This is a genomic window from Caballeronia calidae, from assembly GCF_900044055.2.
GTDB classification, from domain to species: Bacteria; Pseudomonadota; Gammaproteobacteria; order Burkholderiales; family Burkholderiaceae; genus Caballeronia; species Caballeronia calidae.
Genome location: NZ_FCOX02000039.1, coordinates 66,332 through 79,400 on the forward strand (window position 1 = coordinate 66,332; position 13,069 = coordinate 79,400).

Annotated in this window: 13 protein-coding genes; 5 read left to right on the plus strand and 8 right to left on the minus strand. The window is 65.3% G+C overall.

What is annotated here, in order from left to right; all coding sequences use genetic code 11:
• Positions 1-55 precede the first annotated feature (55 nt).
• The 4 genes from AWB78_RS45880 to AWB78_RS28535 are packed head-to-tail and all read left to right on the plus strand — an operon-like array spanning position 56 to position 2,506.
• On the plus strand, positions 56-226 hold the full coding sequence (locus tag AWB78_RS45880) for a hypothetical protein (protein ID WP_332460118.1): 171 nt from the start codon (positions 56-58) through the stop codon (positions 224-226).
• Positions 223-465, plus strand: a complete 243-nt coding sequence (locus AWB78_RS48550; protein ID WP_232477919.1) for a hypothetical protein — start codon at positions 223-225, stop codon at positions 463-465. Before AWB78_RS45880 ends, AWB78_RS48550 begins: the two co-directional genes overlap by 4 nt.
• Positions 444-1,118, plus strand: coding sequence for an alpha/beta fold hydrolase (locus AWB78_RS28530; RefSeq protein WP_232477920.1), 675 nt, complete (start codon positions 444-446; stop codon positions 1,116-1,118). Before AWB78_RS48550 ends, AWB78_RS28530 begins: the two co-directional genes overlap by 22 nt.
• Positions 1,115-2,506, plus strand: a complete 1,392-nt coding sequence (locus AWB78_RS28535; RefSeq protein WP_062609572.1) for a hypothetical protein — start codon at positions 1,115-1,117, stop codon at positions 2,504-2,506. The genes AWB78_RS28530 and AWB78_RS28535 overlap by 4 nt, the downstream gene beginning before the upstream one ends.
• On the opposite strand, the gene AWB78_RS28540 is transcribed toward AWB78_RS28535, so the two are convergent.
• The 8 genes from AWB78_RS28540 to AWB78_RS46800 all read right to left on the minus strand — a co-directional run bounded on the left by AWB78_RS28540 (position 2,494) and on the right by AWB78_RS46800 (position 11,777).
• Positions 2,494-4,269, minus strand: coding sequence for a glycoside hydrolase family 15 protein (locus AWB78_RS28540; protein WP_062609574.1), 1,776 nt, complete (start codon positions 4,267-4,269; stop codon positions 2,494-2,496). The genes AWB78_RS28535 and AWB78_RS28540 overlap by 13 nt on opposite strands.
• Positions 4,266-5,261 carry an SDR family oxidoreductase gene (locus AWB78_RS28545; protein ID WP_062609576.1) on the minus strand — a complete coding sequence of 332 codons (996 nt, stop codon included), beginning with the start codon at positions 5,259-5,261 and terminating at the stop codon, positions 4,266-4,268. The genes AWB78_RS28540 and AWB78_RS28545 overlap by 4 nt, the downstream gene beginning before the upstream one ends.
• Positions 5,262-5,263: 2 nt before the next feature.
• On the minus strand, positions 5,264-6,907 hold the full coding sequence (locus AWB78_RS28550; protein ID WP_062609578.1) for a GMC family oxidoreductase: 1,644 nt from the start codon (positions 6,905-6,907) through the stop codon (positions 5,264-5,266).
• Positions 6,897-7,541, minus strand: a complete 645-nt coding sequence (locus AWB78_RS28555; RefSeq protein WP_062609580.1) for a gluconate 2-dehydrogenase subunit 3 family protein — start codon at positions 7,539-7,541, stop codon at positions 6,897-6,899. The genes AWB78_RS28550 and AWB78_RS28555 overlap by 11 nt, the downstream gene beginning before the upstream one ends.
• Complete coding sequence (locus tag AWB78_RS28560) at positions 7,538-8,449, minus strand: hypothetical protein (protein ID WP_062609582.1); 912 nt, start codon at positions 8,447-8,449, stop codon at positions 7,538-7,540. Before AWB78_RS28560 ends, AWB78_RS28555 begins: the two co-directional genes overlap by 4 nt.
• Positions 8,450-8,476: 27 nt before the next feature.
• A complete protein-coding gene (locus tag AWB78_RS28565; RefSeq protein ID WP_062609585.1) occupies positions 8,477-9,583 on the minus strand; it encodes an enolase C-terminal domain-like protein in 1,107 nt (368 codons plus the stop codon).
• 17 nt (positions 9,584-9,600) lie between these two features.
• Entirely contained in the window at positions 9,601-11,397 is a 1,797-nt protein-coding gene (locus tag AWB78_RS28570; RefSeq protein ID WP_062609601.1) for a thiamine pyrophosphate-requiring protein, read from the minus strand.
• Positions 11,398-11,474: 77 nt separating this feature from the next.
• The gene (locus tag AWB78_RS46800; protein WP_157697641.1) at positions 11,475-11,777 is read right to left on the minus strand and encodes a hypothetical protein; all 303 of its coding nucleotides are present in this window, start codon (positions 11,775-11,777) and stop codon (positions 11,475-11,477) included.
• A gap of 253 nt (positions 11,778-12,030) precedes the next feature.
• Between AWB78_RS46800 and AWB78_RS28575 the strand changes: the two genes are divergently transcribed.
• Positions 12,031-13,069 (plus strand): reverse transcriptase N-terminal domain-containing protein (locus AWB78_RS28575; protein WP_445344266.1); only part of this gene is annotated, 1,039 nt, incomplete at its 3' end.

Below are 13,069 nucleotides of genomic sequence, written 5' to 3' on the forward strand. Positions count from 1 at the left end.
CGGGCGCAGCCATTGCTGGAAGCGCACAGGAATTCGGCCATACAAGGAGTGTGCGATGAAAGCGGTAGTGTTTCATGGAGCAGGCCGGCGCGTGAGCAACGGATCGTTCGATCCGCTGCGCGTGCTGTCGAACCGCGAGCCGATGATGCACGTCATCGAGGCGTACAAGGCATTCGATCAGAGGCAGCCGGGATGGATCAAGGTCGCGCTGGACCCCGCCGCGTGAGGGCCGCGCGGCCTTACTTGCGCGCCGCCGCGGGCGTCGGCGTGTGCGCGCTCGCGGCGTGGGCGGCGATCGAATGGACGCGCCTTAAGCGCACGCCCGCGCTGAGCGATGACAGCGCCCGCGCGGGCATCACGGTGCGCCATACGCAGGCCGGGCCGTATCGCATGTTCTCGCTCATGCGGCATGCGCGGGCGGTCATGCGCGGCGCTTGCCCGTCGTGCTCGTGCATGGCCTCGTGATCTCCAGCCGCTATATGGAGCCGCTCGCGCTCGCGTTGCGCGGCGACTTCGACGTGCACGCGCCCGACCTTCCCGGCTTCGGCGAAAGCACGATGCGCGGGTCCACGCTATCGGTGCGCGAGCTTGCCGATGCGTTGCGCCTGTGGCTCGGCGCGCGCGGCATCGAGCGGGCGATGTTCGTCGGCAATTCGTTCGGCTGTCAGATTCTCGCGGATTTCGCCGCGCGCTATCCCGAGTCGGTCGACCGTCTCGTGCTGCAAGGCCCGACCGTCGATCGCAATGCGCACTCGCTGATTGCGCAGATGCATCGCGACGGGCGCAACGGACGGCTCGAACAGGCGCGCTCGTCGGCACCGATCGGACGCATCGACTATGCGAAAGCGGGCATCCTGCGCGCCCTTGCGACGATGCGCGAGCTCATGCGCGATCGCATCGAGCGCAAGCTGTCGCGCATCGCTGCGCCGACGCTCGTGGTCGCGGGCTCGCGCGATCCGGTCGCGCCGCTCGCGTGGGCGGGCGAGGTGGCGGCGCGCGTGCCGAACGGCGCGCTGCTGACGATCGACGGCGGCACGCACACGCTCAACTATGTCTATCCGCATAGCTTCGCGCTGGCGATCCGGCCGTTTCTTCTGCAGAGTGGCGCATCGACATGACGAGACCACCGCGCGGCATCGCCCGCTTCGATTCGGCCGCAGGCATGGCGCAGGCGCTCGCCGCATGCCTGCATGGCGAGCGCTTCGACAGTCCGAGCCAGTCGCCCGTGCTCGACAGCCTCATGCCGCCGATCAACCTGCTGCCGAAGCGCGCCCGCGAATGGGTGTACACGGTGGGCGGCATGTCGGAGGGCATCACGTCGCGGCAGGCGCGGCGGCTCGATGTGGAAGGCGTCGGCGAATGGATCGCGGGACTCTATCCGCAGCGCACGTACGATGCGGCGTTCATCGGCTCGTCGAACGGCGCGCTCATGCATGTGGCGGCGGCGCTCGGCGTGCCGTGGCTGCCGCAGACGTTTCTATGCCCGCTGCGCGCCCCGTTCAGCGATCCCGACGATGCACACGAGGGCTTCGATGACGGCCTGCCCGTGACCGATGCATTGCTTCGTGCCGATCCGCGCATCGCCGTGCATCACATGCAGGACCCGAATCAGGATCGGCTGATGCTCTCCGCGATGAGCTATTTCCGGCTCAAGCTGCGCGCATTGCCGCTTGCTTATCGCGAGTTCCTGCTGCGCAATCTCGCGCCGAACGCGACGATTCATATCAGCCGATGCACGCGCGACTGGCCTGTCACACGAACCGGCGACCGGTCGTTCTATCAGTTCGGCGCACTGGGTGGCGCGACCGAGGACGAGTACTTCAACGGCGGCGCGCGTGTCGAACGTTATCTCGCGCGATACGGCGTGCGGCGCACGAAATGGGACCCGCCCGCGCCGACCGAACGCGCGCCCGAGGCCGAATGGGGCTATGACGTGGCGCTCACGGAGTCCATCGTCGCGCTGGCGCAGGAGAAGAACTGGCGTGTCGTCGAATGGCGCTTCGAGGAGCCGGAAGCGTTGAGCTTCGCGACGGCGGATCTGTATCGCGACTGGTATCGCGGCATGGGGATCGAGTCGAAGCGGCTCGTCGTCGATTCGTTTCTGTTGTTGGACCCGTACACCACCTTGCGTTTGCGCGCGATTCCGTTCTGGCTCGTCTTCTGCACGGAGCCTTCTGCCGAGACGCTGCGCCGTTTTCTCGACAGCGCGTCCTTCGACGATATCGACATGATGCTGTTCTCGCATGGAACCGAAGGCGTCGGATTGACGGGCATCGCGCAATGGCGCTCATTGCTTGCAAAAGCGAAGCGCGAAGGGCGCTTTCTCGGCGTCGACGCGCGGCGCTATCCGCGCGACTTCGCGACGTTCGTGCGTTTCGATCGCGCGCTCGCCGATCTGGGGCCCCAATACGCCTTGCCTCAACCGATGCCGCTCGCCTTTTTCGAGGATGCGCTGCGCAGGCAAGGCCCTGCCTATGGCATCACCGCGCACGATCACAACGCGTGAAGCGAATGTTCGGCGTCGTCGAAGAAGCATGCTGTATTGATCAGCGCGACATGCGACAGCACTTGCGGAAAATTTCCACATTGACGCTTTCTCTCCGTGTCGAACTCTTCGGCGATCAGGCCGAGGTCGTTCCGTATCGACAACACGCGTTCGAACAACGCGCGCGCTTCGTCTTCGCGTCCTTGCATCTGCATCACTTGCGCGAGCCAGCAACTGCATGCGATGAACGCGCCCTCGGGACGCGCGCCGTGCTCGTCGAGATAGCGGAACACGAGACCGTCGTGCATGAGATGCCGTTCGATCGCATCGACCGTTGCGACGATGCGCGGATCGTCGGCGGGCAAAAAACCGCGCATCGGCAGCAGCAAAAGGCTCGCGTCGATCCGGTCGCTGCCGTAGGCCTGCGTGAACGCATTCGCGCCGCGATGAAAACCGTGCGTCGATACGCTGTGGCGGATCGCATCGGCATCGCGCTGCCATGCGTCGATCGGGGCGTCGTGGCCGAAGCGCGTGGCAGACGTGATGCCGCGATCGAGCGCGAGCCACGCCATCACTTTCGATAGCGTGTGATGACGCGGCTCGTCGCGCGATTCCCACAGCCCGTTGTCGGGACGCGTCCATACGCGCCGCACATGCTCGATGAGTTCGCGTTCCAGCAGCCAGATATCGTCGTCGGGCGGCAGGTCATGGCAGCGCGAAACAAAGAGCGCATCGATCATCTCGCCATAGATGTCGTGCTGCGACTGCGCGACCGCCGCATTGCCGAAGCGCACGGGCCGCGACGATTCATACCCTCGCAGCCACGCGCACTCCCATTCGCCGATGTGCGAATGGCCGTCGGTCGTGTAGATGGTCTGCGTGCGCGCCGGGTCGCCCGCGAGCGCGCGCAGCAGCCAGTCGCGCCAGGCCTGCGCCTCGGGCCGCAAGCCGGTGCCCGCGAGCGCGAGCATGGTGAAGCTCGCATCGCGCAGCCAGCAGTAGCGATAGTCCCAGTTGAGATCGCCGCCGATGCGCTCGGGCAGCGAGCTCGTCGCCGCAGCCGCGATGCCGCCGGTCAGCCGGTTCGTGAGCCCGCGCAGCACGGAAAGCGACTGGCGTATCGGCTCGGCGTAGCGCCGGCCTTCGAGATCGAGCCGTGCCGACCAGTGCGCCCAACGCTGCAGCGTGACATCGAGCGATGCGCGCACATCGGCCGCAACGGGCGGCGGATCGTAGGAGCAGGAACACGTCAGCACGAAGCCGCGCTCGTCGCCCGCCGACAGTTCGATCGCGTTGCGCACGATGCCTGCGTCGCACACGGGCACGGAGGGCGCATCGAACCATAAGACGCGGGAACCGTCGAGCGCCGCGATCCGTCGATCGACAAGGCGAAGCCAGGGCTTTCTCAGGCCGTGATCGAAGCGGATCGACAACTCGCTCGTCAACGCGACGCGCCCCGATACACAGCGCACGCTGCGCATGAGACGCGCGGGCGTCTCGCCCCACGCGAGGCAATCGGTCAGTTCGATCACGCCGCTCGCGGTGTGCATCGTCGTTTCGAGCACGAGCGATGCAGCGATGTACCGCCGCGTGACGCGCAGCATCGGCTCGTCGGGCGCGATGCGCCAGTAGCCGTTCGATGCATCGCCGAGCAGCGCGACCATGCAGGGCTCCGATTCGAACGCGGGCCAGCACAGCCAGTCGATCGAGCCGTTCGTCGCGACGAGCGCGGTCGCCTGGCCGTCGCCGAGCAGCGCGTAATTCTCGAGGCGCGCGGCCTTCATCGCGCGCGCCGCCGCACTTCGCGCGCAAGACAGGCGAGGAGCGCGAGCCCCGTGCCCATGAGCAGGCCGCGATGCGTGTCCGCCCAGAGCGACGGGCACGCAATTTTTGCTTCGCGCTCGAAGCGCCCATGCACGCGATGCAGCGCGGTGACCGGCTTCCATAGATTGCCCGGCCTGCCATCGCCGGGAAGCGTCGTGTCCTGCTGCGCCTGATAGCCATTGCGGCCGAGATAGGCATCGAGCAATCCGGGCGCGAACGTGTTCGCGACGATCGCCTTGATCGACGATATCCCTACCCACAATTCGCGTCGCCGATGCGTGGCTGCCCACCATATCGCGCGCGCGGCCACTTCAGGCTCGTAGATGGGCGCGACCGGACGCGGCGCGTGCGGCATGGCGTTCTTCGCCCAGTCGAATTGCGGCGTGTTGAGCGCGGGCATCTGCACCATCGTCAGATGGATGCGGCTTCTCGCGTGACGCAGCTCGCAACGCAAGGAATCGGTGAAGCCGCGTATCGCGTGTTTCGCGCCGCAATACGCCGATTGCAGCGGAATCGAACGATACGCGAGCGCCGATCCGACCTGCACGATGACGCCGCGAGTGCGCGGTGTCATGCGCTTCAACGCGGCCATCGTGCCCCACACGAAGCCGAGATACGTGACATCCGTGATGCGCCTGAAGTCTTCCTCCGACATCGCCGAGAGCGGCGCGAACGACGTGAGCATCGCGTTGTTCACCCACACGTCGATCGGACCGAGCGTGGCTTCGATGCGCGCGGCGGCATCGTCGAGCGCGTGGGTCTCGCTCACGTCGAGCGCGATCGGCAAGACCCGCACGTCATGCGATCGCACGTCGGCGGCGGCGTCTTCGAGGGCTTGCGCATCGCGCGCGATCATCGCGACATCGACGCCATGCCGCGCGAATTCGAGCGCCGTCGCGCGGCCTACGCCCGCGCTCGCTCCCGTGATGACCACGACCCGAGGCTTTCTCATCGCTATAACTCCCCTCGCGCCGCCAGCGTTTCGATGCGGTCCGCCGTGCGCAGCGCGATTGCCTGAATGGTCAGTGAAGGATTCACGCCGCCCACCGTCGGAAACACGGAGCCGTCGCAGATCCACAAGTTGTCGATGTCCCAGCTGCGGCAGTCGGCATCGACGACGCTCGTCGCGGGATCGTCGCCCATGCGCGCGGTGCCGTTCAGATGACACGTATCGTCGTCCTGACGCCAGACATCGCGCGCGCCTGCCGCTTCGAGCGCCATGCTCATATAGTCGAGCGAATGCGCGACGAGGCGCTTGTCGTTGTCGCACAGCGAATAGGTGACGCGCGCGACGGGCAGCCCGTACTGGTCCTTCTCGTCGGCAAGCGCCACGCGATTGCGCTCCTGCGGCAACGCTTCGCCGACGATCTTCAGACCCGCCTGATGGTTGTACTTGCGCATCTCGTCGACGAGCGCCTGTCCCCATAGCCCGCGTCCGTTCTGCACGGCGGCCCACGCGACCGGCAGCGGCCCCTGGCTCATGTAGCAATAGCCGCCGAAGAAATCCTTGCCCTTGTCTTCATAGTTCCAGTGCTCGGTCATCGAGAGCGAGGGCGGTCCCTTGTACCAGCGCACTTCTTCTTCCATCGTGCCCCACACGGCCTGATTGAGCTGCACCATCAGGTTCTTGCCGACGAGGCCCGAGCTGTTCGCGAGGCCATCGGGATAACGGTCCGTCGCGGACATCAGCAACAGGCGCGGCGTTTCGATCGCATAACCCGCGACGACGACATGGCGCGCGCGCTGAAACCGCCAGCGCCCTTCGCGCAGATAGTCGACGCCTCGTGCGCGGCCATCGTCGCCCATGACGATGCGGCCGACCATCGCGAGATCGCGAATCTCCGCGCCCGCGCGCACCGCACGCGGTATCCATGTGACGAGCGCGCTCTGCTTCGCATTGGTCGCGCAGCCCGACACGCAGAAGCCGCGATACACGCACGGATGCGCTTCGCCGCGCGGCGCGGAAAGGGTCGCGAGCGGCGTGGGCGTCCAGTCGATGCCGAGCGCTTCGCAGCCGCGCGCGAGCACGAGGGCCGCCTCATTCATCTCGTGCGGCCGATACGGATAGCGCGGCCGCTTCGGGCCCCACGGATAGGTGACCGGCCCCGAGATCTTCAGCGCGTTCTCGACCTCCGCGTAATAGCGCCACATCTCGCGCCAGTCGAGCGGCCAGTCCGCGCCATAGCCGAGCAAGGTTCGCGACTTGAACCATTCGGGCCGAAAGCGCAGCGACACCATCGCGAAGTGCACGGTGCTGCCGCCCACGGCCTTGCCGCTGTTGTTGTTGCCGAGCCTGAGGGGATCGTCGCCGTCGCAGATGCGCTCGTCGGTCCAGAAGAGTTTCGACTGATGCGTCTCGTCCGATGCGAACTCTTCGAGCGGACGCCACCACGCGCCCGCATCGAATGCGACGACGCGAAAGCCCTTCTCCGCGAGACGGCATGCGAGCGTGCCGCCGCCCGCGCCCGTGCCGACGATCGCGAAATCCACCGCATCGTCTTCGTCGTACTGGCGCATCGGCAGCCACGCGCCGTGACGGAACACATCGGGCGCGCGTCCGTGCCTGCCGCGTGGAACGTGCAGCGGATCATCGGACACGGCGGTTCTCCTTCAGCGCTTCTTCCTCCTTGCCGGGCTTCGCTTCGGCCGCGTCCCACGGATCGCGCCGGCCGAACACCATGCGCACATAGCCGCGCGGATTCGCCGGACCGCCGAAGCCGATCTCGCTCCACGCGCGCGGATGCGAGTAGTAGGCGCCGCAGATGTCGTGCAGCACGCGCATGGAGAAGAAGAGCGCAGCCGGCATGCGGCGCCACGCATCGTGCTTCAGCGTGCCTTGCTGCATGTCGCGCAGCAGCGCGTTCTGCGCATCTTTACCGATGCTCGCGAACGGCAGTTCATGGCGTGTGCGGCTTTCGGCGTCGAGCGCCGCGAGGCCGATGCGCCATGCATCGCGCATCGGTGGCAGACGGGCATCGCGATAGCCGTCGCCGGTATCTTTCACGAGCTTGGCATCGAGCAACGCGGGCAGGTCGACGGCCTCGCGTTCATCGTCTTGCGGCACGATGCACGCGCATAAGGCACGCAATGCGAGCCACTCGACGGCATCGAAGAAGCGCGGCTCTTTCGGCGTCGCGAGACGCGCATCGATGACCTCGCGCGTGACGTCGTCCCAGGAAGGCGTATCGCGCTTCTTCGTCACGTCATAGCCGGGATAGCGCGGCAGTGTCATCGCTCGGTCTCCCGCAAACGCAACGCGGCGAGGCCCGCGAGCGCGAGCGCCGAGAAGCTCGGCGGCGCGGGCAGCGGCGGCCCGTTGAAGAGGTTCTGGCTCCAGTTGCGCCAGCCGCCCTGATTGCGCGCAATGCCGCGCGCGTGAAAGCCCACGCCGATGAACCCGAGCGCCGCCGTCATGCGCAGCCACAACCGTGTGAACCAGCGCGGACGCGGCGTGGCGATCGCCGTGTTGATGAGCAATGCCGACGCGACCGGCGGTATCACGATGGGCGCATACATCGCCGGGTTCTGGAATGAGCCGCGAAAATGCAGCAACGCCACTTCGCCGAGCGTGCCGACGAGTCCCGCGCTCGTCACGAGCGCGAGCGCCTGGCCCGCGGGCATACCGAAGAGACGCGGCTCGTGCGCGGGCTCGTCGCGCAGGCGCTCCGCCACCGCGCCAAGCGTGCCGGACAGCAGCAGCGCCATCGGCGCGCCGAGCGGCGCGGCATAGAAGAGGTTGTGCCAGCTCCATCGGCCGGGACGCTTGGTGATGTTGTAGAGATGAAACCCGGTGCCCGCGATACCCGCGAGCGCCGCGCCGACATACACCGAGTTGCGCACCGGATGTCGCTGCGGTTCGTGATCGCGTCCGCCGTGCACGCCCGCGAGCAGCGACAGCGCGGAGACGACGAGCGGCGTAAACATCGCGGGATTGTCGAAGGAGCCGCGATAGTGCTCCATCGCGCTGTCGGCGAGCACGGACAGCGCGAGCAGCGCGGAGCTTCGGTTGAAGGTGCGCGCGGTGTCGATATGCGTCTGAACCGGCGTCGTGCGCGGCTTCGCTTTCGTGGCGATCAAGGCCGCGCCCGCGGCGGCGATGCCGCATGCGATGGCGATGGTGCCTGTCGTGGTGTGCTTCATCGATTCATCCGTACTCTTCGTGTTCTTCTACACCGCATGGCTCCGCGCATCCGCATGTTTGAAGTCGAGACCGCAGCCGGGCCGCGAGAGGTCCGGCGCAATGGCGCCGTCGATTGCGCGCGGCGCGCCGTCGAACAGCATCTGCTCGATGCGAACGTGATCGTGAAACCATTCCTGATGCCGCAGGCGAGGCGCCGCGCACGCGACGTGCAGATGCATCGCGGGCGCGCAATGCGCCGACAGGGGCGCATGAAACGCGTCGCACAGCGCGGCCACGCGCAGGAATCCCGTGATGCCGCCGCAGCGCGTGACATCGGCCTGCAATACGTCGACGGCTTCGTTCGCGAGCAGCACGCGGAAGTCGTCCAGCGTGTAGCCGTATTCGCCCGCGGCGAGTTCCATGCATATCGGAAGCGCGTTTCTGATCGATGCGAGTCCCGCGAGGTCATCGGAGGAAACGGGCTCTTCGAACCACATCACGTTCTGTTCCGCGAATACGTGCGCGAAGTGAATCGCCTGTTTGCGGTCCAAGGCGCCGTTCGCATCGACGAAGAGGCCGGCAGCGTCGCCGATCACATCGCGCGCCACGCGCACGCGATGCGGATCGCGCGAAGGTTCGCTGCCGATCTTGATCTTGACCCAGCGGCAGCCGTTCTCGTGAACCCAGTGCGCGAGCTGATCGCGCATGTCGTCGTCGCTATAGGTCGTGAAGCCGCCGCTGCCATAGAGCGGCACGCGCGTGCGCATCATGCCGAGCAGGCGCGCGAGCGGCATGTCGAGCAGACGCGCCTTCACGTCCCACAACGCGCAGTCGAGCGCGGAAATGGCGGTGGCCGCGAAGCCCGAGCGTCCGATGTTGCGCACGCGCTGTTGCATGCGCAGCCAGAGCGCGCCGATGTTCCATGCGTCCTCGCCGGTCAACGTCGGCGCGAGCGTCGCATCGATGAACTTCGCGACGTTCGCATCACTGTACGTGTAGCCGATGCCCGTCTTGCCCGCCGCGACGATCTCGACGAGCACGAGCGTCGTCGAGTCCCACGCGAAGGTGCCGTCGGCTTCGGGCTTGTCGGTGGGGATCGTGTAGGCGCGCGTTCGAATCGTTTCGATGGGCGCCTCGCGTTTGGACAGATGCATGGCGGCTCTTTCGCGGGTTACTTGTCCTTGTGACCCGGAAGCACCGCGCCGAGCACCTGCTTCGCCGTATCGACGATCATATTGCCCTGGCTCGGATCGCCCTTCATGAGCGTGGTCGCGAATGCCTTCGCCTGCTGCATCGTGATATGCGGCGGCAGCGGCGGCACGTTCGGATCGGCCTTCACTTCGATCACGACAGGACGATCCGCCGCGAGCGCTTCATCCCACACGGCGGCCATGCGCTCGGCATCGTCGACATAAAAGCCCTTCAGGCCGATCAGCTCCGCGAACTTGTGATAAGGCACGGACGGAATATTCTGCGATGCCTCGAACTTCGGGTCGCCTTCCATCACGCGCTGCTCCCACGTGACCTGATTCAGATCCTCGTTGTTGAGCACCATGCAGATCCAGCGAGGATCGGACCATTGCTTCCAGTATTTCGCGACCGTGATGAGTTCGGCCATATTGTTCATCTGCATGGCGCCATCGCCGACGAGCGCGATCACGGGCCGCTCGGGATGCGTGAACTTCGCCGCGATCGCATAGGGCACGGCCGCGCCCATCGATGCGAGGCCGCCCGAAAGCGAGCACATCATGCCGCGTTTGATCTTGAGATCGCGCGCATACCAGTTCGCGACCGATCCCGAATCGCTCGTGACGATCGCGTTGGCGGGCACGCGCGGCGACAGTTCCCACACGGTGCGCTGCGGATTCACGCCGCCTTTCGCAGGCTCGATCGCGCGGTTCTCGAGCTTCTTCCACCAGTCCGCGAGCCAGCCTTCGATGTCGTCGCGCCATGCACGATCCGTCTTCTGTTGCAAAAGCGGCAGCAGCGCGCGCAAGGTCTCGGCGCTGTCGCCGACGAGATTCACTTCCATCGGATAGCGGATCGAAAGCATGTCCGCCTTGATGTCGATCTGCACGCCGCGCGCCGCGCCTTCCTTCGGCAGGAACTCGGAGTACGGAAAGCCCGAGCCGATCATGAAGAGCGTGTCGCATTCGTTCATCAGCTTGTAGCTCGGCTCGGTGCCGAGCAGACCGATTGAGCCGGTGACGAAGGGCAGATCGTCGGGCAGCGCGGCCTTGCCGAGCAGCGCCTTCGCGACGCCCGCGCCGAGCTTGTCCGCGACGGCGATGACTTCATCGGTCGCCTGCAATGCGCCCGCGCCGACCAGTATCGCGACCTTCTTGCCGGCGTTGAGGACATCGGCGGCGCGTTGCAGGTCATCGGCATAGGGGACGGTCTTCGGCGCGCGATATCCGACGCCGGAATGCAGCGTGCCGTGCTTGCGGCCCGGCGGCTCGTATTCGAGGTCCTGCAGATCGTTGGGCAGCACGAGCGCCGTCACCTTGCGCTCCGATAGCGCGATGCGCACCGCGCGGTCCACGAGATGACGAATCTGCGCCGGCACGCTCGCCTGCTGCACGAAGGCGCCCGCGACGTCCTTGAACATCGCGGCAAGATCGACTTCCTGCTGATAGTGGCCGCCCAATGCTGCACGCGCCTGCTGACCCACGATGGCGAGCACGGGCATGTGATCGAGGCGCGCGTCATAGAGACCCGTGATGAGATGCGCCGCGCCCGGCCCCGATGTCGCGATGCACACGCCCAGCTCTCCGGTGAACTTCGCGTGTGCGGAGGCCATGAAAGCGGCCATCTCTTCGTGACGCGCCTGAATGAATTCTATTTTGCCGTTCGCGCGATTGAGTGCGCCGAACACGCCGTTGATGCCATCGCCGGGATAGCCGTATAGGCGGCGCACACCCCAGGCATGCAGGCGGTCGATCAGAAAATCGCCGACAGTGGTTGACATGATGAAAGCTCCGGATGACAGGATCGAAAGGCTGAGCCGCGATGGCATTGGCGCGACGGGCGAAGGCAGCTCGGTATCTATCCTTCGTGCGCAATGTACATGCCGGTCATCGGGCGGAACGGGCGCGACATTTGCTCGGCTACGTCCATGCAGATGGAAGCATTGACTGGGGGTGCATGGCGCCGCATCGAGCGGCGTTCAGCGATCCGCGCACCAGCGTTCCCGCGCGCGGGAATTTCAATCGGATGCTTCAGGGAAGGAAGGAAATGGCGCACATGCCTCTCACGCTCGATGGGCTGGATGTTTGCGTGCGACCTGAAAGTCGCTTGAGTTTCTGTTTCACTGGAGAAGGTATGACCTGATGAAACCGGTTGTTCCATCAACCGTTCCCTACCCGGACATGCCGAGCCGGTAACAGCTCGGTGTGAAGCTCTGGGGACAACGTAGCCGCCGGGTAACCGGTACGCCGAACCGCGAGGAGAGGCGGAATCTGCCAGCACGAAGGCGGAGAGGAGCAAGGGATGGGCGGGTACGACCAACATATGTGAACTTCCGATAAACGTCGTCACCAGTAGCAAGCCAAACGTGCTGACAGGCTTGGACCAAAACGGTACGCGGTGTGGAGTGGTCCTCGTGAACTGGACCACCATGGACGACAAACCGCCGGCGAATAGGAAGGGTCCGCCCCGCTCGGAAATTCATGCGGAACAGGGTAAGCCCATCGCGCTGCCGGCAACGGCAGGCGAACCGCAAGGAACGCTGTTGGCGCGGTGGGTAGAGGAGCGCGGAGAAAGCGAACGCCCGGCTGTAATGGACGGGATACGGGCTGAGACATTGCCCGACGCGAAAGCGGGCAGACTTCCGCGTGGTCATTCATGGCGAGATAACCTTGACCAATCGTTATATGAGGGAAAGCAGATGACGGCAATGGACGCGAAAGCGCCTGACGCTGGTGCGCCCTCGGGCGCTGCACAGATGTGGGACCGTGCAAAATGGCTGCACATCGAAGCAGAGGTGAAACGACTTCAGGCCCGTATCGCCAAGGCCGTCCGGGAAGGCCGATGGGGCAAGGTGAAAGCATTGCAACTTCTGCTGACCCGCTCGCATGGCGGCAAGATGCTCGCCGTCAAGCGTGTGACGGAGAATCGCGGCAAGAGAACGCCGGGGGTGGACGGCAGGGTCTGGTCATCACCGGCGGCTAGGTGGAAAGGAATGTTGTCGCTACGTCATCGAGGCTATCGAGCGATGCCGCTGCGGCGTGTCTACATTCCCAAGAGTAATGGAAAAAAGCGTCCGTTAGGAATCCCGTGTATGCGGTGCCGTGCGATGCAGGCTTTATGGAAGCTCGCTCTGGAACCCGTCGCGGAGACCCTGGCAGACGCCAATTCCTACGGCTTTCGGCCCGAACGCTCGACCGCCGATGCCATCGAACAGTGCTTCAACGTTCTGGCCAAACGTGCTTCGCCAGAATGGATTCTGGAGGGTGACATTCGAGGCTGTTTCGACAACTTCAGTCACTCCTGGTTTCTGGAGAACATACCGATGGATAAGGAGGTTTTGCGCAAGTGGCTTCAGGCCGGATATATCGATGAGGGAACCCTGTTCGAGTCCCAGGCGGGTACACCCCAAGGGGGTGTCATTTCGCCCGTGATCGCGAATATGGCGTTGGATG

Excerpts from the sequence above, each read along its gene's own strand:
- AWB78_RS28535 (WP_062609572.1), top strand. The coding sequence starts at position 1,115 with ATGACGAGACCACCGCGCGGCATCGCCCGCTTCGATTCGGCCGCAGGC.
- AWB78_RS28545 (WP_062609576.1), bottom strand. The coding sequence starts at position 5,261 with ATGAGAAAGCCTCGGGTCGTGGTCATCACGGGAGCGAGCGCGGGCGTA.
- AWB78_RS28555 (WP_062609580.1), bottom strand. The coding sequence starts at position 7,541 with ATGACACTGCCGCGCTATCCCGGCTATGACGTGACGAAGAAGCGCGAT.
- AWB78_RS28565 (WP_062609585.1), bottom strand. The coding sequence starts at position 9,583 with ATGCATCTGTCCAAACGCGAGGCGCCCATCGAAACGATTCGAACGCGC.
- AWB78_RS45880 (WP_332460118.1), top strand. The coding sequence starts at position 56 with ATGAAAGCGGTAGTGTTTCATGGAGCAGGCCGGCGCGTGAGCAACGGA.
- AWB78_RS46800 (WP_157697641.1), bottom strand. The coding sequence starts at position 11,777 with ATGGAACAACCGGTTTCATCAGGTCATACCTTCTCCAGTGAAACAGAA.
- AWB78_RS28540 (WP_062609574.1), bottom strand. The coding sequence starts at position 4,269 with ATGAAGGCCGCGCGCCTCGAGAATTACGCGCTGCTCGGCGACGGCCAG.
- AWB78_RS28560 (WP_062609582.1), bottom strand. The coding sequence starts at position 8,449 with ATGAAGCACACCACGACAGGCACCATCGCCATCGCATGCGGCATCGCC.
- AWB78_RS28570 (WP_062609601.1), bottom strand. The coding sequence starts at position 11,397 with ATGTCAACCACTGTCGGCGATTTTCTGATCGACCGCCTGCATGCCTGG.